The sequence below is a fragment of the Bacillus sp. M6-12 genome, assembly GCF_002860285.1.
Taxonomy (GTDB): Bacteria; Bacillota; Bacilli; order Bacillales; family DSM-1321; genus Peribacillus.
The window spans coordinates 142,561-166,354 of record NZ_PGVF01000006.1; the positions used below are offsets into that span (position 1 = coordinate 142,561).

The following is a 23,794-nucleotide window of genomic DNA, read 5'->3' on the forward strand; positions in this document are numbered from 1 at the left end:
CTGGGGTTTATCGACCACTTATTAAGCTGTATTTATTAACTTCCGCACTTTTTTTTCAATCTTCCTGTATCTATCGTCAACTTCGCTAACCATATACCCCCTGCAAATGTTTCTCTTTAGGACTTTATTGTCAACTTTTCACATTTTATCGTCTAACTCTTAAAATTTATAAGACAACTTTACATTTTTATGAGTCAACTTCTTAAGAAATATCGATTTCTCGACAAATCTCGCCTCTTGGTATTACTGCTATTAAAAACAACTCTACCAGGCGGTAATATTCAGATCGAAGCAACACTGTCAGTAAAGGGATATACCACAAGCTTTTTTGGCAATTTCACTATAAATATGGTATTAAACAGTTTTCGGACTTTCCTTTTATATATCAAAAAAATATTTAATCAGACCTATAGATATTTCGAACATTCCTACCGATATAATTATGACTATATATAGAGAGAAACAGAAGGGTGAGAGGGTTTATATGAGGGGTATGAAGAGCTGGTATACTAGATCGATTCAGCGTCAGATTTTAATTCCGTTCCTGTCTTTAATTATTATTGGCGGGTTTGTCGTCGGGCTGGTTAGTTATGAATCCAGTGTGAAAATGACAGCAACGGAATTGTCCGAAAGCAAGAAAGAACAAATGGACGCTATGAATGACACGTTTGAGATATTCTTTGATAACGCAGAAAACTTGATCAACCGGTTCGCGGATATTGAGGGAATAGCGGACTACAAGAATACAAAAAGTGAGCTGCTGAAGGATTTTGAAAACGCTCAAAAAAATAATCCAGCTTTAGCTAATGTTTATTTAGGAACTGAAGAAACAGGTGAAATGATTTTATATCCGCCTGCAGACCTTCCGGCGGATTTTAATCCAAGAGAAAGGCCTTGGTATAAGGATGCTGTAGGCAGCAAGGATAAAATAATCTGGACGGAGCCTTACATTGATAGTGCTTCAAACGAAGCCATCGTAAGTGCTGCTAAAGCTGTTTATGATAACGGAACATTAGTCGGTGTAATGTCAGTTGATATTTCTATTGATGCCTTAATCAAAATTGTCGATAAAACTAAAATTGGAAAAAGCGGTTATGCCTTTTTATTAGACGGAAGCGGGAAGATCCTGGCGCATCCTGATAAAAAAATGGTAACAAAGGATATGACAAAGCAGCCATTCTTTAAACAAATTTCTGCAAAGCAAGGTGTATTTGTCGAGGAGTATAACGGTAAAGAACATGCTTTCAGTTATATAGAAAACCCGACAACCGGCTGGAAAATACTTGGTGTAGTAGGTATTGATGAACTCCAGTCTGCAGGTCAGAAAGTACTTACACCAATCATTATTACATTTGGCCTGGTTCTCCTTTTCTCAATTTTGGCTTCTTTCATCGTCACACGGTTTATTACTAAACCAATTAAAGTCTTGCAATCGAAAATGAAGCAAATGGAAAACGGAGATTTAACGGTTTCTGTAAGAACGGATAGAAAAGATGAAGTGGCTCAATTATCTCTGAGCTTTAATAATATGGTTACTCAAGTCAGGGAGATACTTGCGAAAGTGTCCACTACTTCAAATAGCTTGACAGATGCCGCGCAAACATTGGTAGCGAGCGCTGAGGAAAACACCGCAATTTCTAATGAAGTAGCTATTACAATAGAACAAATCGCTTCTGGAGCGTCAAACCAGACGGAAATGGCTCACACAAACGGGACAGCGACTCAGGCTTTATCTAACAGTATTAAGGGAGTCGAGCAGCAAACGGAGGAAATGAAGCATAAATCTGAAAACATGCATAAGGCTTCAGAAGAAGGAATGGACAAGGTTCACTATTTACAGGAGCAATTCAATATAACCAGAAAACTTGCCACTGAAATGGAAGAGGCTGTTAAAACTCTGGATGACCGGTCCCATTCCATCAATGATATTGTAAAAACAATAACTGCCATTGCCAATCAAACCAACTTGCTTGCTCTAAATGCTGCCATTGAAGCAGCTAGGGCTGGAGAGCATGGGAAAGGGTTTGCAGTCGTTGCAGATGAAGTGCGGAAGCTTGCAGAACAAACAGACGGCTCCCTGAAGGAGATCTCAGAAATTATTGGCTTAATGCAGGAAGACACGCTCAATACTGTTAACATTATTGGACAAACCAATCAGTATATCCTCGAGCAGGGCAAAGCCGTTAATGATACAGAAACTGCTTTTAAACTGATCGATGATTCTATTGTGGAGAATTATAATAAAATTGAGGAAATCTCCAGGGCGATGAGGACAATGGTGGAGCAGAAGGACTTACTGCTGGCCAATGCAAATCATCTGAATGCCATTACACAGGAAGCGGCTGCCGGAACAGAGCAGGTTTCTGCCTCCATCGAAGAAACAACAGCTTCAATGGAACAGTTAAACAAGCTTGCGACAGAGCTGGAGGATACTGCTAAGGAACTACATAATGATATAGGGAAATTTATTATAGACTAATTTTACAAAATGCCAGGACCTAATGAAGTGAATATAAATGGGCCTGGCACTTTTCTTATTTTATGATCTGGATCAGCAGAGACTGAATTAAATATGTACGTATAAGGTGTTTGGATGATAGTCAAACGCCTTTTTTTGTATGATATTTTATTTAATCAATCGTTTGATTAAATTAAAGAGCTGAACCAGTTCCAAGCAGAACCGGTTGAAGAATGTAAATTAAATCACGAACATGATAGTTACAGTAGATTTGCAAAAGCCCTTCTATCCTTTAGGGAAATTCCATAATTATATATAAACTCCTGTCATTGTGCGGTGAGGAGGGGAGGACGCTTTTGAAAAGAGTTATTCCTGCAGCAGGATTGGGAACGCGTTTTTTGCCTGCAACAAAGGCAATGCCAAAGGAAATAGAGCTGAAGGATACTGCTAAGGAACTACATAATGATATAGGGAAATTTATTATAGACTAATTTTACAAAATGCCAGGACCTAATGAAGTGAATATAAATGGGCCTGGCACTTTTCTTATTTTATGATTGGATCAGCAGAGACTGAATTAAATATGTACGTATAAGGTGTTTGGATGATAGTCAAACGCCTTTTTTGTATGATAATTTATTTAATCAATCGTTTGATTAAATTATAGAGCTGAAACAGTTCCAAACAGAACCGGTTGAAGAATGTTAATTAAATTACGAACATGATAGTTACAGTAGATTTGCAAAAGTCCTTCTATCCTTTAGGGAAATTCCATAATTATATATAAACTCCAGTCATTGTGCGATGAGGAGGGGAGGACGCTTTTGAAAAGAGTTAGAAAAGTGATTATTCCTGCGGCGGGATTGGGAACTCGTTTTTTGCCTGCAACAAAGGCAATGCCTAAAGAAATGCTGCCGATTGTGGATAAGCCGACCATTCAGTATATTGTTGAGGAAGCGGTGGCTTCGGGAATTGAGGATATTATAATTGTGACGGGTAAGGGCAAGCGTGCCATCGAGGATCATTTTGACCATGCATTTGAATTGGAAGCAACTCTTATGCAGAAGGAAAAGTATGAGATCCTGGAAAAGGTAAAGGAGTCATCTTCTGTTGATATTCATTATATCCGTCAGAAGGAGCCGCTCGGTCTGGGCCATGCCATTTGGTGTGCCAGAAAGTTTATTGGGGAAGAACCATTTGGGGTGTTATTGGGCGATGATATCGTAAGAAGCAAAAAGCCTTGTATGCTGCAGCTTATTGAGCAATTTAATGAAACTTTCTCCAGTGTCCTTGGCGTACAGGAGGTTCCAATGGAAGAAATCTACCGTTACGGTGTAATTGATCCAATAAACACTTCATCCCGCTTGATGCAGGTAAAGCAATTCGTTGAAAAGCCGAAGGTGGATGAGGCTCCTTCCAATCTGGCAATTGTAGGGCGATACATTTTAACTCCAGAAATCTTCCGCTACTTGGAGGAGAAGAAAACGGGCAAAGGTGGCGAAATCCAATTAACTGATGCCATCGAACGGCTAAATAATATACAGCGTGTATTTGCATACAGATTTGAAGGAGAACGTTACGATGTGGGTGAAAAATTAGGCTTTATTGAAACAACAATTGACTTTGCCCTTGACCGTGAAGATCTAAGGGAAGATGTTCTCCGTCTTCTCGAGAAAAAAATTAAAATAATAAGTGATTGAAACCATTTGATTTCCGCCTCATATCGAATGCTGTGGGGCATTTTTTTCGCTATAAAAACTTAGATTTTAATAGGATGATCTACTTTGCTAGCCGCAAAGTGCTAGGATTAATATTTGTGCTTTTGCCATTTCTTATTGGAATAGTATAAAAATATCAACATATATTTCTACTACTAATCAATTCTATTCAAACTATTTACTGAGGGGTTGAGTTTGTGGAGAAATATATGAAGTATTTATTGTTCATAGGTATAGCGCTAGTCTTGCTTTTACCCGAAAGTGTGCAAGCTGCCCAAGCAGAGACAAAAGTGAAAATTGCCTTTAATGATAGAGTCTATTCAGACCTTAAGCATGATTCTATGATAATCGGTGGAAGGGCCCATATTGCCTGGGATGATTTCGTCCAATTATCATGTGCAACGAACAGCTTTCCCAATAAGACGACTATTAAAAAAGGAAACATGCTTGTTAAAATCGATTTACATAATAATACTCTCCAGTTAGGAAGTGAAAGCTTCCAAGGAATGGTGATAAAAAAAGACCAGATAGCTTATATTCCTATCCGGATAGTTTCCGAGTATTTGGGTTACCGAGTCTATTATCTTTCTGATAAGAGAATTGTCCGTCTGGTGGATGGCAGCCATAAATATAGTAATACTCAATTTATTAAGACGATGGATCATGCAGTCAGGAAAAAGGTATATTTAACATTTGATGATGGCCCGAGGTCACATACTGCAAAGCTCCTGAAAATATTAGCCGAAAAAAATGCCAAGGCTACTTTCTTCCTTGTTGAACCGAACATGAAACAATACCCTCAATATGTAAAACAGATTGTTAGAGACGGGCATTACGTTGGTTTACATAGTGTAAGCCATGACAAAAATAAATTGTACAGTAATCCGGCAAATGTGGTAGCGGAAATGGAACAGACCAGAAAAACACTATATTCGCTCACCAAATTGAACAGCCATTTAGTGAGAGTTCCATATGGAAGTAAACCATTTATGACTGGTTCATTCCGAAACGGACTAGTGACCAGTGATTTTAAAATGTGGGATTGGGATATCGATACAATGGATTGGAAGTATCATAAAAACAACCCAGGTGAAGTCATAAATAAGATAAGAAGCGGATTGCAAAAGTATAAAAACCAGGACCGGGTGGTTATCCTGCTTCATGATGTAGAAGGAACAATAAAGAATTTGCCTATGATTATTGATTTAGTCAGAAAAGCTGGATATTCGTTGGAAACCTATGATCCTAAGGAACATTTTTCGGTGAACTTTTGGAAGGATAAGAGGCTGTAAAATACTCCGGCAAGCAATCACTGTCGTTTATACGAAAGAAGAAAAGTGTTTATGAAGTTTATTCCATGGATATATATAAAGGAGATTTTTAATTTTAAAAAAACACAATTTCCTATTGAATTCATTTATCATCTGTTCATTTAATTTGGAAAATTACATGAGTAAAGGGAAAATTTACTTATATAACCAAAGTATAAATTTTGTTAAAATCACAATGAAGATACGGTCAAAGTATCCTCTTTTTCTAAAAATTACTTAAGCTGTTAAAATATCAAAATAAAATACGCATACAAGAGGAGAAAAAATAAATGGCAAAGTCCTTTCAAAAGTTTTTAACTGTCAGCGCTACGGCTGCACTGGTTGCAACAGCGGTTGCACCTGCTGCTTCTGCAGAAGGCCACTCTTTTACAGATGTAAATGACCGATACGATGAAGCAGTTAGCTTTTTGTATGAAAATGGCATTATTTCAGGAAAGACTCCTACAAAGTTTGGAACAGGCTTAAACCTTACTAGAGGTGATGCGGCTGTTATTCTTGCCAATTCTTTAGGTCTTGATACTGAAACGGCTCCTGATGCAGGATTTAAGGATTTAAATGCCCGTGTTAAAGGTTCGGTAAATGCACTTGCTGCAGAAGGAATCATTTCAGGCGTGTCAAAGGAGAAATTTGCTCCTGACCAGCTGTTAACTCGAGGAGCAATGGCCAAGTTCTTGGTTACTAGCTTTGGCCTTGAGGATTTTGCGGAGGAAACTCCATTTACTGATGTAGGCGGCGTTTTTGCTCCTTATATTGAAGCTCTTTACGGAACAGGAATTACTTCCGGTAAAACACCTACTAAATATGGAACGTATATTGAAATCACTCGCGGCGATTTTGCGAATCTTCTATATAACACAATCGTGTTCTTCGAGGATAATATTTATTTTGCAGAGGCTAAATCTGCCTCTGTGACAAATTCAAAGACTCTTTCAGTAACGCTTGCTGAGGCGGTGCCAGAGGAATTTACCGCACAGGATGCAGCTGATACCCTTTACCTTGCCGTGGAATATAAAGACGGAACGGTTGAAGAATTAACACCGTCAAAAGCGGCTCTATCAACAGACCGAAAAACGTTAACAATAGAACACAAGGACCTGGCTGGTAAAGAGGGCATCCTTTGGGTTGATGATGTTGAAGTAGCATTTGACCATGCAGCTCCAGTTTCAGGTGCAGGAACGATCATCCTTGAAGGCAAGCCTGCTGTAAACTTTGATTTTGCTGGTAAAAACACCGCTTCGGTTACGCTGCCCGCAACTAATGGAACAGCGAACCTGAACGGGATTGAGCTAACTGTGGCTGACTCATCGTTCAATGCTAATCAAACGGTAACAGTCATTCTGGCAAGTACGGATGTAGCTGAAGCTAAGAGTGGTGAGGGAAAAACGTGGGGCGTTCTAACACTAAAGGATGGTAAATGGAACCTGGTAGACAACCCCGTGTACGATGTCATTCCGGCTGGTAACTACAAATTGCAGGCTGAGTTTAAGGATTCTACAGCTAATGCAGCGAATCTAACATTAGATATTAAAGTTGGAGAATAGTATATAAGAAGATAGCTCTGGTCCTTTTGGATTAGGGCTATTTTTTTTGCAAGAATATTTGCTTGGAAGTCCTAAATAGAAAATAGAATTCATATACATATAAAAGCATTCATCTATGTATTCCTAAACAACCATTTCGTGGGATAATTTTACTTTTTTGATCATGATTTTATGGTATAATTATCAATAAGTAGGACTAAAGAAATAGGAATATTGATAGAAATATAGTGCGGAGGGGTTAAAAGATTCTATCAGTTCCAAAAAATCAAGGCGGGGAAATGAAAGTGCAGAAATATATAAAGAGTATCATGCTGTTAGTTACTATTATCCTGGGAATTTATTTAATACCGGAGGAATCGGAGGCAGCCGGCCTTACCTATATAAAGGCGGTACAGGATACACCGGTATATAGCACATCGGGCAGTACAAAAATAACGGTTGGTAATTTATTGAAGGGACAGGAATATGCTCTTACTGGATCAGACAGCCAAAACTATCATATTATGTTTGGCAATGGGCGAGCTTTAATTAGTAAAAGGAATGCTGTTGTCCTTGCAAAGCCGGCCAATCAAGTAAATATATCTTATACAAAACCAGGCAAATCGGGCATTATCACTCAGCGCAAAACCGTAATTTATGATAAAACCGATAAAAACAAAAGGGCTATTGCGGTTATTAATACAAACATCAGGTTCCCTGTTCTTTCCAAAACAGGTGAGTGGTATAGAATTTCTATAGGAAACAGGATTGGATACATACCCTCTGGAAACGTAAAGGAGGATCCGGGAATCCCGGTTTTAATGTATCACCATATGCTCGAGCATCCGGAACTTACCGCTTTTAAAAATAACGATATGGTTATCCCTGTTTCAGCCTTTGAAGAGCAAATGAAGTATCTAAAATCGGATGGATGGAAAGCGATAAACGGACAGGAGTTAGAACGGTATCTTAACCATGAGCAGGTTTTAACGGGAAAGGCCGTGCTGATAAGCTTTGATGATGGATATACATCAACCCAAAAATATGCTTATCCAATTTTAAAAGAACACGGGTTAAAGGCAACCCAGTTTGTAATAGGGGGCCGTACATATACCTATGCAAGTCCATGGGATGAGAACACGCTCCAATATCTAGGATATAGGGAAATGCAGGAGATGGAGGATGTATTTGACTATCAGCATCATACATTCGGCATGCATCTTCGTGAATCCGGAACTCTGACACCTTATTTAATCTTGAAAACTTACGAACAAATAGTAGAGGATATGGAAAGGGGCAGGCAGCATCTCGGAAAGGCAACCGGAAATCCGGATAACATTAAATACTTAGCATATCCATGGGGCCAGTATGATGAAGAAACGATTGAAGCTGTAAAAGCTGCGGGCATTACAATGGCATTTACCACCGAAACTGGAAATGTCAAACTGGGTGACAATCTGCTAAAGCTAAAAAGGCAGGGCATCGCACCAAGGCATAGCCTTGCTGATTTTGTAAATAAACTGAAGGGGACATATGTTGACCCTAGGGTAAAGAAGCCTAACCCGGTTGAAAAGCCTACAGAAAAAGTGGTGATTGGAAACACTCCGCAGCTCCTGGATAAAAACGCACAAACTGTTTCAAAGGGCAAGCAAAAATAAAGAAACAGCCTTCCGGGAGCCAAACCGGAAGGCTGTTTTCATTCTATTCAAGTTTAGTTGGCAGGAACCGCGGCTGGTACTGCCACATCTGTGATACGGCCTTCAACCTTAGGATCAACCGATGTTTGAGTCTTTAAATAGTCTCTGAACATTTCATAGTCTACATACCCAGGCTCGCTCACCCGGCCTTCTTCATATGCCTTCTTGAATGCTTCGTAACCGTCGCCGCCTTTAGCGGTAAATGTGTTGGTAGCTACAATATAAGAAGTTTCGCCGTTAATAGGAGCAAAGCTGCCATCAGCGCCTTTTACTTTTACTTCAAGGACCCTTTGGCCAGCCGGCTTGCTGCTGTCATATTTAAAAGTTAAACCTGACACTTGAAGGAATCCGCCAGAGGCTGCCGGAGCCTGGCTGACACTGTGCTCTAGTGCCGCTTTAATTTCAGAACCCTTCAGGTTCATAATGCCAAGCGTGTTTCCAAACGGCATTGTTGTTAAAATTTCCCCTAAAGTAATGTCTCCTGCTTCAATGGAGGCACGGATCCCGCCTCCGTTTGTTACCGCAATTACGGTATCAGGATTAATTGTCTTTGCTTTTGCCAGCATTCCATCTGTAATCAGGTTTCCTAAGTTCGTTTCTTTAGTGCGGACATTTTCTCTGACACCATCTAAAACAGCTTTTGCTTCTACTCCTATTGACTGGTTTTGCAGTGCTGTAATTTTATCGCTGTATGGCTTTAGCATGGAAAGTACTGCCGGATCTTCAGCTTTTTTGGAAATGTCGATAAGCTCGCCGGCCTGGCTGATTACTTTACCGTTTTCATCGAATTCTACATCAAGAGTTCCAAGAGAATTGCTGTATTCTCCGGTCTGGACGATTACGGTAGCCTCGTCGCCTTCTTCAACTACTGTTGGTTTTGTTAATACGGTATGGGTATGGCCGCCGACAATGACATCGATTCCTTCAACCTTCTTTGCCAATTCCAGATCGTTATCAAACGCAATGCTGTCGTCATAGCCAAGGTGAGTTAGAGCAATGATTTTATTAATTCCTTGTTTCTCAAAAGCGTCAACCGCTTTTTCTGCTTGTTCAAGATAATTGCTGAATTCAATTTTTCCAGTGCTTGAAATCGTCGGCGTTTCCTCTGTTGTTAATCCGAAGATACCAACCTTCTCTCCATCGACTTCTTTGACAATTCCGCTGTAGATATTGCCATCCTTAGGGCTGCTGGAAATGGCTCCTCCATGGTAAAGGCCGTTAAACAAAGCATCCTTAGAGAAATCCACGTTGGCGCTAACGAAAGGAAACTCCGCTTTTTTTACGAAATCGGCAAGTCCTTTATGTCCTTCGCTGCTTGAACCAAGATCAAATTCATGGTTTCCGAAAGTCATGGCATCATAGCCTAAATAGTTCATGAATTTAAGATCCTGCTGGCCCTGAAATTCGTTGAAATAAAGTGTTCCGGAGAAAACATCCCCGGCGTCAAGAAGAAGCGCCTCAGGCTTTTGGCTCCTTACTTCTTTAATTGCTGTAGCACGCTTGGCGATTTTCTCTGTATGTGAATGAGTATCGTTTGTATGCATGATGGAAAGCTTGAAAGGGTCATCTTCCTTGGCAAGTGATGCTTTATATAAAAATATCGCAAAATCCCCGCGCTTTGCTGGCTGGTTAACCCCGAACTTTGTTTTATTCACACCGGCAGTTATTTTATTAGCCACCATAGCTTGAACTGCAGCATCGTAGCGTCCGCTTACATCAGTAAAAGCATGCTTAGCTGAACCCTCAAGCTCAAAGCCTTTTTGAAGCCAGATCGCCAATTCGCCGCGGGTAACCGGGCTATTTGCTCCAAAGGCTGTTTCTGTTTTGCCGGAAATAATTCCTGCAGCTTTAAGTGCATTTACTGCACTCTGCGCCCGTGCAGGTACGTCTTTAAAGCCTGAGGCAGGAGCGTTTGTTGTATCCAATCCAAGGACTTTGGCCAATAGAACTGCAGCATCGACGCGCTTGATTGGCTGGTGTGTACCAAAAACCGTCGTATAGCCATGTGCGCCTTTTGAAACTAGAAAGTCTACTGCTTCCTGATAGCGGGCCGGAACGTCTTTAAATTGGGAGGCTGCAGATGCAGCTGGAACTGCAATGCTGGCAGTTATGGCAGCTGTTGCAGCAGTGGCGATAAATTTGCGAGAAACTTTTGGAAGGTAAGCCATATTTGTTTTATCCCCTTTTCCATAGTAATTTTTTAAAAATATTAAAACAATAAACTACCAATTTATTATAGCAAACATTCTGAATACTGCCCTCATAATGTACAATCTTTGCAATTTTTTAATAAAATAAAGCTTGTGGAAATTTACGCCATCAATGGATATAAATTAAAGTAGTATTTTTTTACAATTTTTGAGTGATATTTCCATTGCCTATATGCTACTATTAAGTCGTCTTGCAATTCAAAAGAAATAGTAGGGGGAAATATTTTGAAAAAGGTTATAAATAAAAGATCTTTAGCAAGTACAGTTTTAGCATTAGGAATTATCGTTCCTCAAGTTGCTCCTGCAATTACTTATGCAGAGGTAATGGATAAGGATGTAGTAAAGCTTAGAATTATGGAGACTACTGACACTCATACGAATCTTCTAAGCTATGATTATTACAAGGGAGCTGCCGCAGATAAAGTAGGGATGGTAAAGACGGCACAATTAATAAAACAAGCACGCGAAGAAGCTAAAAACAGTGTGTTAGTTGATAACGGTGACACAATTCAGGGAACTCCATTAGGGACATATATGGCAAAAATCAACCCCTTAAAAGATGGACAAGTTCACCCTGTCATTCGCATCATGAATGAAATGGGCTATGATATGGCGACTTTGGGCAACCATGAGTTCAACTATGGCCTGGACTTCCTGGATGAGACATATGATGATGCTAACTTTGGATATGTAAATGCAAATGTTTATGTTGATGATAAGGATACTAATCCGGATAACGATAAAAACAAATTCACTCCATACAAAATCGTGGAAAAGAAAGTAAAAGACGAAAATGGTGTGGAACAAACTATTAAAATAGGCTATTTAGGTCTTGTTGCTCCTCAGATCACAGATTGGGATAAAGCGAATCTAGAAGGAAAAGTTATCACGAAGGATATTGTGGCAACTGCAGAAAAATTTGTTCCAAAAATGAAAGCAGAAGGGGCAGACATTGTAATCGCTATGACCCACTCCGGCTTTAATGGTGCAGCTGAAGCAAATAAAAATGCTGAAGATGCAATTTATCCCTTAAGCAAGGTCGCTGGAATCGATGCGATTACTTTCTCCCATACACATAAAGTGTTCCCTGCTGCTGATGAAAAGTCTCTTGATGCACTATTTAAGGACAAAGACGGCAAGGTTCTTCCAGGTGTTGATAATGCAAAAGGAACAATCAATGGCGTCGCGGCTGTACAGGCCGGCTTTGGCGGAGAGAAATTGGGCCTGATCGATTTAACATTGAAAAAAGTCGATGGAAAGTGGAAAGTGCTTGATTCCCAATCATCTACAACGCAAATTTATGATGCAGCTGCAAAAAAACCTACTGTGGAAGCAGATCAAAAATTAGTAGATGCCATCAAAGCTGAGCACGAGGCAACAATCGCCTACACAATGGGCAAATTGGGTACTACAACTGCCCCGATCCACAGCTATTTTGCCTTGGTTCAAGATGACCCATCGGTTCAAGTAGTAACAGCAGCACAAAAATGGTATGTGGAAAAGTATGTGAATTCTTTTGCTCCAGAGTATAAGGATACTCCAATTTTATCAGTAGGAGCTCCTTTTAAAGCTGGCCGCAATGGTGTAGAAGAGTTTACTGAAATCAAACAGGGTGACCTGACGATCCGCAGTGCGGGCGACCTTTACTTATATGACAACACGCTAAAAGCAATCCTTGTAAAAGGGTCTGTTGTTAAAGAATGGCTGGAAATGTCAGCGGGTAAATTCAATCAAATTGATCCTGGAAAAAAAGAGGAACAGGCTTTGCTTGACCCTTCATTCCAGGTATACAACTTCGATGTCATCGATGGAGTTACCTATCAGGTCGATGTAACTAAGCCTGCCAAATATAAGCCGGACGGAACAATAAATAATGCTTCCTCAAGCCGTATTGTGAACCTGCAATACAACGGAAAAGCGGTTGACCCTAATCAGGACTTCATCGTCGTAACGAACAACTATCGTGCCGGCGGCGGCGGTAACTTCCCGGGCGTTAAAGGCAGCAAGTATATAGTTGATTCAGCAGATGAAAACCGTCAAATTCTAATGGATTACATTTCTGAGAATAAGGAAATTAACCCGACAATCGATAAAAACTGGTCTATCGCGCCAATTAAAGGTGATGTGAATGTTACATTCACTTCCAGCCCTAAAGCGGAAGAGTATGCTAAATTAACTGATAATATCGCATATACTGGCAAAACGGACGATAAAGGCTTCGGAATCTTCACACTTGATCTAAGCAAAGGCCAGAGCCCGTCACCTGGTCAGGAAACAACGAAGTTTAAGGATGTAACTGACAAGCATTGGGCAAAGAACTATATTGCTTCGCTGGTTAGTAAAGGTGTGATTAAAGGAAAAACAGTAACCACTTTTGATCCGGAAGGCACTATTACACGGGGACAATTTATTGCATTGCTTGTACGCAGCCTTGGTTTAAGCGATGGTACTTTGACTCTTGCGAAGGAAGTAGAATTGGCTTATAAGAATGGGCTTACAACATTGGCACCTGCAGAATTCAATGCAAACAATCCTATTACCCGTGAACAGATGGCTTACATGACAGTCCGCGCTTACGAAAAGAAGACAGGCAAGCCATATAAAGCTGTTAAGTCTGTCGCTTATAAAGACAGCAAAAAAATCCACAAAGGTTTAGCTGCTGCTGTAAGTGCTGCTAACGAACTAAAGCTGATGAACGGATATACAAATGGCAAGTTCGAACCGAAAACCTCAGCAACTCGTGCTCAGGCAGCAAGAGTAGTTTACGACTTTTTAAATAAGTAACTCAAAATACATTTGGGATCCTCTACTGCGGAAAGCGGTGGGGGATTTTTTTATTGAGAAAAAACGCTTCTGATAAGAGTCCCGGAGCAGGGTGCAAACAGCTTGGAAAAGTAAAAAACTCCATTCATCGGAACCAGAAGATGAATGGAGTTTATTTTGGGCAATGTACATTGGTGAACGATCTAAGATTATAAATCTATAATTTTTTAAACCCAGCAAAACGCTGCTTGTAATAGGAAGCATTTAATGAATTTATTTCAATTCCATTGCTGCTGCTGGCGTGGATAAACTGATCATTCCCAAGATAAATCCCCATATGTGTAATCAGAAATTTATTGGCAGGGTTTGTGTAAAAAAAGACCATATCCCCAGGCTGAGGGCTAGTCGTTTGTTTGCCGAGATCAAAGTATGTAGAGGAATTAACCCTGGAAATTTCGTAGCCGGCTTGTTTATAGACGTAATAAATAAATCCGCTGCAATCAAAACCGCTTGGAGAAGCCCCTGCCCATGAATAAGGAACTCCGAGTAAAGAGGTAGCTGTTTCAACCACCGCATATGCTCCCTTATTGACAGTTTCAGCAGTATTGCGCTCTGCAGGAGCCGGGGCAGATGCAGGTGCTTTAGAATTTGCTGTCCCAGAAACTTTCAGAGCTTGGCCAACAAAAATAGAGTCATTTGCTAGCTTGTTAAGTTCAATTAATCCATGGACTGACATGCCATAGTGATTTGCGATTTTCCAGAGGCTGTCCCCTGATTTAACAATATGCTGACTTGCAGCAGGAGTAGCATTTGGTGTTGAAGCAGGTTTGGAACGTTTTGCTTCTGGCTTGTCATTCGGTTTTTGTGCAGGCTTGGAAACTGGTTTAACAGCCGGCTTTGCAGCAGGTTTGGATGGCTGCGGTTTTGGCAGGGTTACCTTTGTAATAGTTTTAGATTTAGCGACTATCAGCTTTCTGCGAGGAAATATGAGTGAGTCAGTCAGGTTGTTCCAGACTTTCAGCTCCGCCAGGGTAATATTGTGTTTATTCGCAATGCCGATTAAGGAGTCTCCGGCAACAACCGAATATGTAGAAGTAGTTGTTTTCCCTAAGGTGATGGTTTGAGGCATAGGAGTTTTCGTTTTGGCTTCGGAGACTTTAAGCACCTGGTCTGTAAAAATAGCATCAGAAGTGAGGTTATTCAGCCTTTTTAAGGCCTCTGCGGTGGTGGCATGCAATCTTGCAATAACAGTTAAATTGTCTCCGCTTTTAACCGTATATGTACTTGCAAATGCAGGTGAAGCGATGGCAGCCGATGCGATTAAGGCACCTGAAATGGCCATGACATTTTTCTTCATAATCTTTCACCCCCTGGAATACTTTGTCATTATTTTACCAAGAATCTGCGCTATTTGTCACCGGGAAATTTGGTAGTACCTATTACTAAAGTCCAATTTTTCTTGCGAGAGGTTTCTAATTTCCTAGATTCGGATAAATTATACAAAGCCTTATTTCTGCATAAATTAGGAAGAATACATACTTTCCAGGGGGATTACATGAAGAAGATTGCTTACTTGTTTTTGCTAACACTATTCCTTGGTGGATTTTTGGCAATGAATGCTAATGCACAGACATTGGAGGACATTGAGGATCATTGGGCTAAAAATGAAATAAATACACTGGCCGAAAAAGGGGTTATCAGCGGCTTTGAGGACGGCACATTCCGTCCGTATGCCCAGGTCACGAGAGGACAATTTGTTGCTTTTCTGGTTCGGGCCTTAGAACTGCCTATTGGGGATTCAGCTTTCAAGGATGTTCCCAAAACAAGCCGGCTTTATGATGATATATCGGCTGCAAAAAAAGCGGGATTAATCATCGGCACGACTGACGGATTAGCAAAGTCCGACGAAAAGATAACGAGAACAGATGCGGCTGCATTGTTGGACAGGGCTGTCCAGCATGAGGGATATTACCCCGAAAAAGCCCAGCTTACATATACAGATGCTAAATCAATCTCTAAGTATGCATACGAGTCTGTCCAGAGAATGACCCATTATGGGCTAATCTCCGGGACAAAAGATAATCAGTTTCAGCCTTTAAAGATTGCCAACCGGGGAGAATCAGCAGCCCTGATTTACCGCATGCTATCCTTTCTCGGTGAACTTGATGGCACGAAACCTGTCAGGCCAGCCGCTTCAAATCCTTCAATTGCTGCAATAGACTTAGCCAATGGAAACAAAGTACAGATTCGGCTGAATACAGCGGGGATGCCGTTGCAGTATATCAGACAGGATTCTGTAACACATATCCGGGCTACGGACAGAAACTACTATTACCATATTGGCAGTGCCCAAAATTCTGAAGGAACGCTAAAGGTCACCATAAGAAAACTAGATAACGAAGATTCCTTTATTTATACCGAATTCCAAAACACTAGCGAAAAAAACCATTCCGCATCTATTATTCTTCCATTCTCTAATGCAGCTTCCTATGAAGTATCCCGCATCGACACCTTTGGACAGGTAGATCGGCAGCATAACAATACATTTGGCATTGACCCTTCATCTCATCCCATCGGTCTTTTATCCGTAAAAAATGGTGATCAGATGGCAGGAAACGTTATGATAGGAAAAAACTATATTTCCTTAAAAAGGGTACAGTCTTATGCTAATGGGCAAAAGTCGGTGTTAAGGGAGTTCCTTGAAGAATATGAAAGCTATAAAATTCTTCAAAATAAAGATGCAGCCTCTATCACAATGCAGTTAGAAATGAAAGTGCCTGCGAAAACAGTTTCTGAGAGCTGGGCCCTGCTTTCGAATCAGCCTTTATTTGAGAAAAAGGAAAATAGGGACAGTTGGTTTGAACGCAGCGTTAAAGAATATACTACTATAAATTCCTGGCTTACGTCGGAAGGAGCTTATACAAAGCTGCCTTGGTCTGTTGAGCCTTCCTATAAAATGGCATTTGGCCGCAATCTGGGTAACTTGCAGGGCGGCATTTATTTGACAATGTATAAGGGAATGCAGGAGAGATATTTCTATGACATTGTCATCAACTCCCTTGCTGATCTGAATATCTACTCTAATGGTGCTATCCGGGCTGGCGATGTGCCGATCTTTAAAACAGAATATACAAGCACCTGGCTGAAAAATGCCTACGGAACCACAGCGCCATACATTGATACCCGGCATAATGAAAACGTGGCTTTATTTTTAAAGCATACCGGAGAGGCGTTTGGGATCCAGCAATTAGCCGGGGCCAACCGAAAGTACGCGGACTTTTTAGTTCAGCAAAAAAGTCTTGGGAATATCATACAGATTACTCCAACAAGCCACCTTGTCGCCGATTATTATGCGCCAGGAAGCCAAAAAACACATGTATCCCTAAACCATGCCTTAGGTGAAATGCGCTTCCTGCTTGAAACTTACCAGCAAACCAACGATGACAAATATTTTAATACGGCTAGAGAAATACAATCTGCTATCGAGTATTTGCATCCGCGCTGGATCCGGGAGGATGGGGATTTATGGTACCAGGTTAACGGCAGGATGGAGTTTAATGGCCGAGATTATCCCTGGCTTACGCTTGCCGACCTGCTGCTAAGCCAGGAGCGCTTTGAGGAGATAGGGCAGCCCCGCAGCACGGTTTTTGACCAATTGATTCGTTCGAAGACAAATTATTTAGTTGATACGAAGCAGCCGATAAAAGCGCCAATTATTCAGATGTTGCGGGATCAAGGGTTCGGTGATTTAGTAGAAGGCTATGGTTCAGTAAGTGCGGCAAGTACGCTTGAAAAAGATGTACTGGACTTGTTATCAGAATAATAGTTATAACTATATAAAACTAGCGAAAACGAGGCAGCCATTAGGTAAAATGGCTGTTTTTTCTTTTTTTCACGATGTTTATAAAAGTATTCTGGTAAAATTAGTGTTAGAAAACACAATATGGGAGGAGAAACTAGAAAAATATGAAAACCCCTAAAATCATAGTAAGTTTGTTGCTGTCAGGCTCTTTGTTCCTTCATCCCGGAACATATTCAGCAGCCGGCAATGCAGTTGGTTCAAACGATTCCCTAACTGAGCAGCAAACAAGCAGTAATGTAAATACTCCTGAAAGTGGGCAACGAGTACAACAAAATGAAAACTCTGAGGACACTGGCGGGCAGCCGGCGGATAGTAAAAACGCTATAGAAAGTAAGCCTCAGCCCGTTCAAAATTCAAACAAAGCAGAGAGCGTGCAGTCCCAAAGCGGTCAAGCAACTGTCCGGGATGGGAACGTGCAAAGCGGTTCAACTAATCAAGGCAACACAATAAAAGCTGCTTCCGACCAATCTGAGGTTATTTATTTTAAGGCAGTAAAACAGGAAACACTAGTTTATATCCGCAAAAATGACCGGTTGGTTTCCATTGCAGCTTTGCAGGGTGATCAGGAGTTTATCTCAAAAACACAGCTGGAAAACTGGCACATCATTCAGCTCGGGGACAAAGAGGCATTTATCAAGAAAGTGGATACGCTTCTATCAGACGGTACATCCATTACCAATCGTACGTCCCTTCCTAATTCAACTGAAACAATCAGCTTACTCAACGATGTTCCTGTTTATGAGAATGAATCAACAAGTATACCGTTTGCAAAACTTTTTTCAGGAGATAGTTATCAGGTCATCAGTAGTACGGATGCAGGCTATTTCGTTAATGTTGGCGGAAGGGCCGGCTTTATCAAAAAAACAGATATAGTCCGTGAATTCACGACCCAGGATAAATATTTTACAGTGCTTACTGAAAAACAGCCCGTTTATATCAAACAGGGAAGCAAACTGGTCCAAAAAGGTTCTCTTTTAAAAGGGAAAGAGTTTGCTAGATTAAAAGGTGACGGAAAGTGGCATCTTATTTCCTACGGCAGCCAGACTGGATTCGTGGCAATAGAGGGAACGGCGCCTTCAGCAGGAAAAACAATTGTAAAGGCTGAACCAAACAGCAGAGTTTCCTTAACTATTAAAACTGATACGGTTGTTTATGAGGGTACTAGTCTGACAACAGCTGGATTTGCAACACTTTTAAAAGCCGAAAAATATCCTATTGTCTCGCGCGCAGGTGATTGGTTTAAGGTTAATTATGCGGGCCGTATCGGCTATGTTCACCCGTATTTGGCAAGCACGAACTATGTGGATGCAGCAAATACAAAAGGTGTTTATACATATGAGCAGCTGGGATCGGATGCCAAGACACTCGAAATTATGTACCCAGGGCTTGTAAAAACGGAGGTAATCGGCAAGTCTGTGGATGGAAGAAACCTTTATGCAATTAAGCTGGGCAAAGGCAAAAAGGAAATCTTCTTTAACGGTTCACATCATGCCAGGGAGCATATGACCACCAATGTATTGATGGAAATGGCAGACCAATACGCCTTATCATATGCAAAGGGTACGACATATGGCGGCTATAAAACAAGGGCCGTGCTAAACAATGTGAGTATATGGTTTGTCCCAATGCTGAATCCTGATGGGGTAACACTGGTTCAAAAAGGACATTTAAGTGCTAAGAATCCAGCCCAGGTGCTAAAGCTTAATAATGGCAAGAAGGATTTTTCTGCGTGGAAAGCAAACATACGCGGTGTGGATTTGAACCGCCAATATCCGGCGAACTGGGCAAGTATTGATTATGATGCCAAAAAACCCGGCCCTAAAAATTTTAAAGGCTATAAACCGCTTAGCGAACCTGAAGTCATTGCTATCGTCAATTTTGTGAAAAAGCATTCCTTTAAAACGGCAGTAGCCTATCATTCTTCCGGAAACATCCTTTACTGGCACTACGGTCAGACAGGAAGCAGGTATACAAGAGACTATACTCTTGCGAAAAGGTATGGCAGCCTGACTGGATATAGCTTAGTAGCGCCAAGCAAGAATCCTTCGAAAAGCGGCGGAGGCTTTAAGGATTGGTTTATTATGCAAACGAAGATGCCTGGCTTTACGCCTGAAATCTCCAAATATGTCGGAGAAAGGCCTGTACCAGTATCCTACTTTCCATCGGTCTGGAGTAAAAACTATAAAGCCGGACTCATGCTGGCTGACGACGCTTCTAGAAGATAAATAATGCTATAAAAGCGAGAAGGCCTCCCATGGCGGGAGGCCTTTTTTGGGGTGCAGGGGGCACGAATTTTGTCGAGAAATCGATATATTTGCAAATTTGGACGAAAAAATTTGAAAAGTGAACGATAAAATTTCAAAGTTGACGATAAAGTAGCCTAAGTCGATAGATAACAATTTTAGGCGGCAATCCCCATGGGGGTATTTACGGCTTTGAGTTGACGATAAGAGCCGAAAAACTGATCATATTCCTATTTAAGTTGATGATATGCTATAAAAATTCTGCAGTAAAAAGTTGTGCATTAACAATCAGAGTGGATTTTTTTAAATTGATAGATTAAATTCCTAAATGTTAACCTAATTAGGGCAATCAGAAGACACATTTCTGCTAAAAGATAAGTATATACCCCCCTTTTTTCTTCTACTTTGATGAGAAAACAACCGATTAATGGCCATATAGCAACTTGGCACAATCTAATGTGAACTAAAAGCCAGACTATCGGATGCCCAAGCGCTGTTGTCGAAGGATGGTTGATTTTCAGGAACGGAATATATTTCCAGTAACTCCTTATTCTGCTAAACTTAATAAGTGCTATAAAAAGATTAAAAGGGGGAAGAGCATGAAAAAGCTGTACAAGCAAGCTGCGGTGATTGGACTGTCTGCCGGTCTATTGGCGGCAAGTGTATCACCAGCCACTTTTTTAGCTGAGACCAAAACTATAAAAAATGCTAAAATTGCATCCTTTCAAACAGGAAACTCACCGTTTCAGGATACTAAATCACGTGAGAAGCAAAATAATGTAAGTGAAGATACGCTGGTTGTTAAATTTAAATCTCCTCTGACGGCCGCCGAGCATAGATCCGCGGGAGGCACTGTCGTTAAACAGTTTTCAGACTTAAAGTATGCAATAGTAAAGGTTAAGGATAAAAAGAACCTTCATAAGGCTATTCAAAATTATCAGCGAATCGGAAAGGTAGATTCCGTTGGCCCAAGCGTATTTTATTCTACTTATGGATATGCTGATCCAAAAGCATCCAATCAATATCATTTATCAATGTTAAATATTGCAAAGGCACAGGGCTTAGCCGGGAAAAACAAGGTAATCGTTGCTGTCATTGACACAGGTATCGATTCCCGCCATCCGGATTTGAAAAACGTTTTATTGCCTGGATATAATGCTGCTAACCCAATGAACCAGCCAGCTGTCGATTACCACGGAACTCATGTGGCAGGTATCATAGCTGCCAATAAAGACAATGGTATCGGCGGGTATGGCGTCAGCCCGAATGTTAAAATTCTTCCTATTGATGTATTTGACCGTTATTATGCAAGCGATTACAGCATAGCACAGGGAATTTTACATGCAGTTGAAAAGGGAGCAGATGTTATTAACATGAGTTTGGGCGGCCCATTTTCGTCCCCGATAATCGAGGAAGCAGTAAAGCAGGCTATTGATAAGGGAATAGTGGTAGTTGCCGCAGCCGGAAATGATGGCTATGAATGGGTTAACTATCCTGCAGGTTATGAAGGGGTTATCAGCGTTGGTGCCATAAATGAAAAACGGAACCTAGCCGAGTTTTCGACCTTTGGTCCTTCCATTGATATAGTTGCTCCTGGTGAAGAAGTGTACAGCACTATCTATGAGGCAGAGAGAAAATCGAGTTTCCGAAAATTAAGCGGAACGTCCATGTCATCTCCGGTAGTAGCGGGGGCTGCGGCACTGTTGCTCTCAAAATATCCTAATCTAACCCCGGTTCAGGTTGAATATATTTTGGAACAGACAGCTACCGACCTGGGGGAAAAAGGGTTTGACGGCAAATTTGGAAACGGGCTAGTGAATATTGTTGCCGCTCTCCAGTATGATATTAAAAAAGTTCCTACTTTCATTAAAGAAACGTGGACCCAGAAGGAAATTTTGGCAAATGCAGAAGATGTACAAGTTTCCGATTCCCTGACAAAGACCGGGTCATTTACTAAACCGTATGAGCAGAAATGGATTAAGTTCCCGGTTAAAGAAGGTGACAATATCCAGACTGTGTTGGATGGAGCAGCTCAATATGACTATAAGCTGATGATCCATTTTTATGGCGAGAATAAAACCCAGACAACAGAAGTGAACGATGTACTGGCCGGGAAACAAGAAGACAATTGATTAATATCACAACAACCGGGGTACCTGGGGTTAACTCTAATTTAAGCATTTATAATGCTGAAGAAATTTTACCGCCGAAAGACGGAAAAACATTGCCGCCTGGAAATGAAGGTACTATGCCTCCTGGAGAAGGGGAAGTAAAACACCCTGAAGAAGACAGGGGACAAATTCTGAAAGAAATGCTGGAAGGGAAGCAGCCAATCGAGCCGATGTTTTACTCAAACAGCGGGGGGACTAGTGAAGGGGACAAGCTAACCTTTACAGCGGCCGCAGAGAAAGAATATATTTTAAAAGTCTCCAATAAACCGGATAACCGTTATGGTTTATTTGAATTCTTTATGATGGGGATGAGCTCCTTTAAAGCTGAAACTAAAGCAGAGCAATCTCTTATTCCATACCAGATTAAAATGGAAGGCAAGGTATTCCCTCCTGATGAAGATAAATATCCAATGAATGAAGAAGAGGGCAAGGGGGACCCAGACGAAGAGTCCACAAAAGAAGCTGAAACAAAGCCAGAAAAACTTAGGGCAGCCGTCTATGCTGCAGCAGACCCATTCGTCGAAGAACAAAATGAGTATGTAAATAAAATTTTGGAAAGTGCATTGCCTTATGAAACAGGAAAGCAAGCACAAGCGTACCTGCAAAGTTCATCCGATGAAGATTGGTATGTAGTGAAGCCATCTGCTACCTCAATCCTTGAATTGTCCCTTACCAATAAAGAGAAGAAAGTTCCGTATATGGAAATCTATCAAGTGGTTGAAGACAAAACAGAGGATGGAGAAAAAGTAAAAAACTTAAATTATTTAGGCGAAAATATAAATTGGGGCATGGGCTCCCTTACAACCAAAGAAAAGATATTTACAGGCTTTAAAAAAGGTGAAACCTATCTCATTGCGATCAGGCCGAATTTCTTTAACGAAAGTGACAGCATTTCCTTTGAGCCATATCACCTTAGCTCAAAAGTGGCAGTCGCAAACCCGAATGATAAGTACGAGGATAATGATTCACTGGAAAACGTGAAGAATATTCCTGGATCAGTTTTCTCAGGTAAGTTTTCATTGCCTGGAGACAGAGATGTTTTCTATTATCAATCAAAAGAAACAGCAATAAAAGGTATTACCATCACGGCTAACGATAAAGCTAAGGAACTGTCACAATATCCTAAAGAACTGCTAAATGAATTCATGGGTGTAGCTGCAATTTTGGAAGACCGAAACAATAATAGAAAAATAGACGATGAAGAATTCAACTATGCTCATTATATTGAAAAAGGTAACCCTGGCTATACGTATGGATCATTTAAAATGGTTAAGGGGAAAAACTACTTTATCGTGCTTGAAGGCTATATAAACGGACCGTTAACACTAACTCCTTATACATTCACAATGGGAGATGCCAAACTCAAGGATGAAGATGCCGGATCCGTTGTCAAAAACAATACTCCTTCAAAACCAATACAGCTGAAAAAAGTAAAAGCTCAGCTTCATACAGCAACAGGTTACTTTAATACTGGAGTAGCAAACGGAGATTCCGATTGGTATGAGTACAGCCTGAACAGGGATACTTCAGGTGTCATTATGCTTTCTGACGATAAAAACATCGATGGCATCATTTCTGTGTACCAAAATGGCAAACTGATTGCCAGTGCAGACTATTATCCGGAAGGCGATAATGAGGCATTATACCTTAACCTGAAAAAGGGCAAGTACCACATCCAGGTAAAAGAAGTATATGGGAATGCCAGCCTTAACCCGTATACATTACAAGTTTATATGAACTAGAACTAAAGAAAAAAGTCGGCTTCAACGGAAGCCAACTTTTTTCTTGTTTTGTAGAAAGTGTTTTTGGGATTAAGCGAGA

The 23,794-nt window shown here is 40.8% G+C and carries 12 protein-coding genes and 2 pseudogenes; 12 read left to right on the top strand and 2 right to left on the bottom strand.

Translation table 11 applies throughout. The features are described 5' to 3' along the window. Window positions 1-607 precede the first annotated feature (607 nt). The 7 genes and pseudogenes from CVD28_RS29245 to CVD28_RS09095 form a co-directional block, all read left to right on the top strand. Window positions 608-1,537, top strand: a pseudogene (locus tag CVD28_RS29245) (HAMP domain-containing protein); the annotation flags it as partial. Then, on the top strand, window positions 1,529-2,479 hold the full coding sequence (locus CVD28_RS29250; RefSeq protein ID WP_374702515.1) for a methyl-accepting chemotaxis protein: 951 nt from the start codon (window positions 1,529-1,531) through the stop codon (window positions 2,477-2,479). The pseudogene CVD28_RS29245 and the gene CVD28_RS29250, both read left to right, overlap by 9 nt. 335 nt (window positions 2,480-2,814) lie before the next feature. Next, a pseudogene (locus tag CVD28_RS28480) lies at window positions 2,815-2,889 on the top strand (hypothetical protein); the annotation flags it as partial. Between the two features lie 393 nt (window positions 2,890-3,282). Beyond that, window positions 3,283-4,158 (top strand): UTP--glucose-1-phosphate uridylyltransferase GalU, encoded by an 876-nt coding sequence (gene galU, locus CVD28_RS09080; protein ID WP_101592060.1) that lies wholly within the window; start codon window positions 3,283-3,285, stop codon window positions 4,156-4,158. A gap of 215 nt (window positions 4,159-4,373) precedes the next feature. Further along, window positions 4,374-5,468, top strand: coding sequence for a polysaccharide deacetylase (locus tag CVD28_RS09085; protein ID WP_101592061.1), 1,095 nt, complete (start codon window positions 4,374-4,376; stop codon window positions 5,466-5,468). A gap of 308 nt (window positions 5,469-5,776) precedes the next feature. Then, a complete protein-coding gene (locus CVD28_RS09090; RefSeq protein WP_101592062.1) occupies window positions 5,777-7,048 on the top strand; it encodes an S-layer homology domain-containing protein in 1,272 nt (423 codons plus the stop codon). Window positions 7,049-7,332: 284 nt separating this feature from the next. Further along, window positions 7,333-8,685: a polysaccharide deacetylase family protein gene (locus CVD28_RS09095; RefSeq protein WP_180954088.1), complete on the top strand. Its 1,353-nt coding sequence runs from the start codon at window positions 7,333-7,335 to the stop codon at window positions 8,683-8,685. 53 nt (window positions 8,686-8,738) lie between these two features. Here the strand turns inward: CVD28_RS09095 and CVD28_RS09100 are convergent, their stop codons facing one another. Continuing rightward, window positions 8,739-10,892 carry a 5'-nucleotidase C-terminal domain-containing protein gene (locus tag CVD28_RS09100; RefSeq protein WP_101592064.1) on the bottom strand — a complete coding sequence of 718 codons (2,154 nt, stop codon included), beginning with the start codon at window positions 10,890-10,892 and terminating at the stop codon, window positions 8,739-8,741. 321 nt (window positions 10,893-11,213) lie between these two features. Here CVD28_RS09100 and CVD28_RS09105 point away from each other — a divergent pair, with 321 nt between their 5' ends. Next, window positions 11,214-13,718, top strand: a complete 2,505-nt coding sequence (locus CVD28_RS09105) for a bifunctional 2',3'-cyclic-nucleotide 2'-phosphodiesterase/3'-nucleotidase (RefSeq protein ID WP_257985827.1) — start codon at window positions 11,214-11,216, stop codon at window positions 13,716-13,718. Between the two features lie 196 nt (window positions 13,719-13,914). Here the strand turns inward: CVD28_RS09105 and CVD28_RS09110 are convergent, their stop codons facing one another. Continuing rightward, on the bottom strand, window positions 13,915-15,054 hold the full coding sequence (locus CVD28_RS09110) for a C40 family peptidase (protein ID WP_101592065.1): 1,140 nt from the start codon (window positions 15,052-15,054) through the stop codon (window positions 13,915-13,917). A gap of 198 nt (window positions 15,055-15,252) precedes the next feature. Between CVD28_RS09110 and CVD28_RS09115 the strand changes: the two genes are divergently transcribed. The 4 genes from CVD28_RS09115 to CVD28_RS28685 all read left to right on the top strand — a co-directional run bounded on the left by CVD28_RS09115 (window position 15,253) and on the right by CVD28_RS28685 (window position 23,715). Continuing rightward, on the top strand, window positions 15,253-17,520 hold the full coding sequence (locus tag CVD28_RS09115; RefSeq protein WP_101592066.1) for an S-layer homology domain-containing protein: 2,268 nt from the start codon (window positions 15,253-15,255) through the stop codon (window positions 17,518-17,520). Between the two features lie 143 nt (window positions 17,521-17,663). Next, a complete protein-coding gene (locus CVD28_RS09120) occupies window positions 17,664-19,784 on the top strand; it encodes a M14 family metallocarboxypeptidase (RefSeq protein ID WP_101592067.1) in 2,121 nt (706 codons plus the stop codon). 617 nt (window positions 19,785-20,401) lie between these two features. Continuing rightward, entirely contained in the window at window positions 20,402-21,934 is a 1,533-nt protein-coding gene (locus CVD28_RS28680) for a S8 family peptidase (protein WP_257985811.1), read from the top strand. Further along, on the top strand, window positions 21,931-23,715 hold the full coding sequence (locus CVD28_RS28685) for a hypothetical protein (protein ID WP_257985812.1): 1,785 nt from the start codon (window positions 21,931-21,933) through the stop codon (window positions 23,713-23,715). The genes CVD28_RS28680 and CVD28_RS28685 overlap by 4 nt, the downstream gene beginning before the upstream one ends. Window positions 23,716-23,794: the final 79 nt, after the last annotated feature.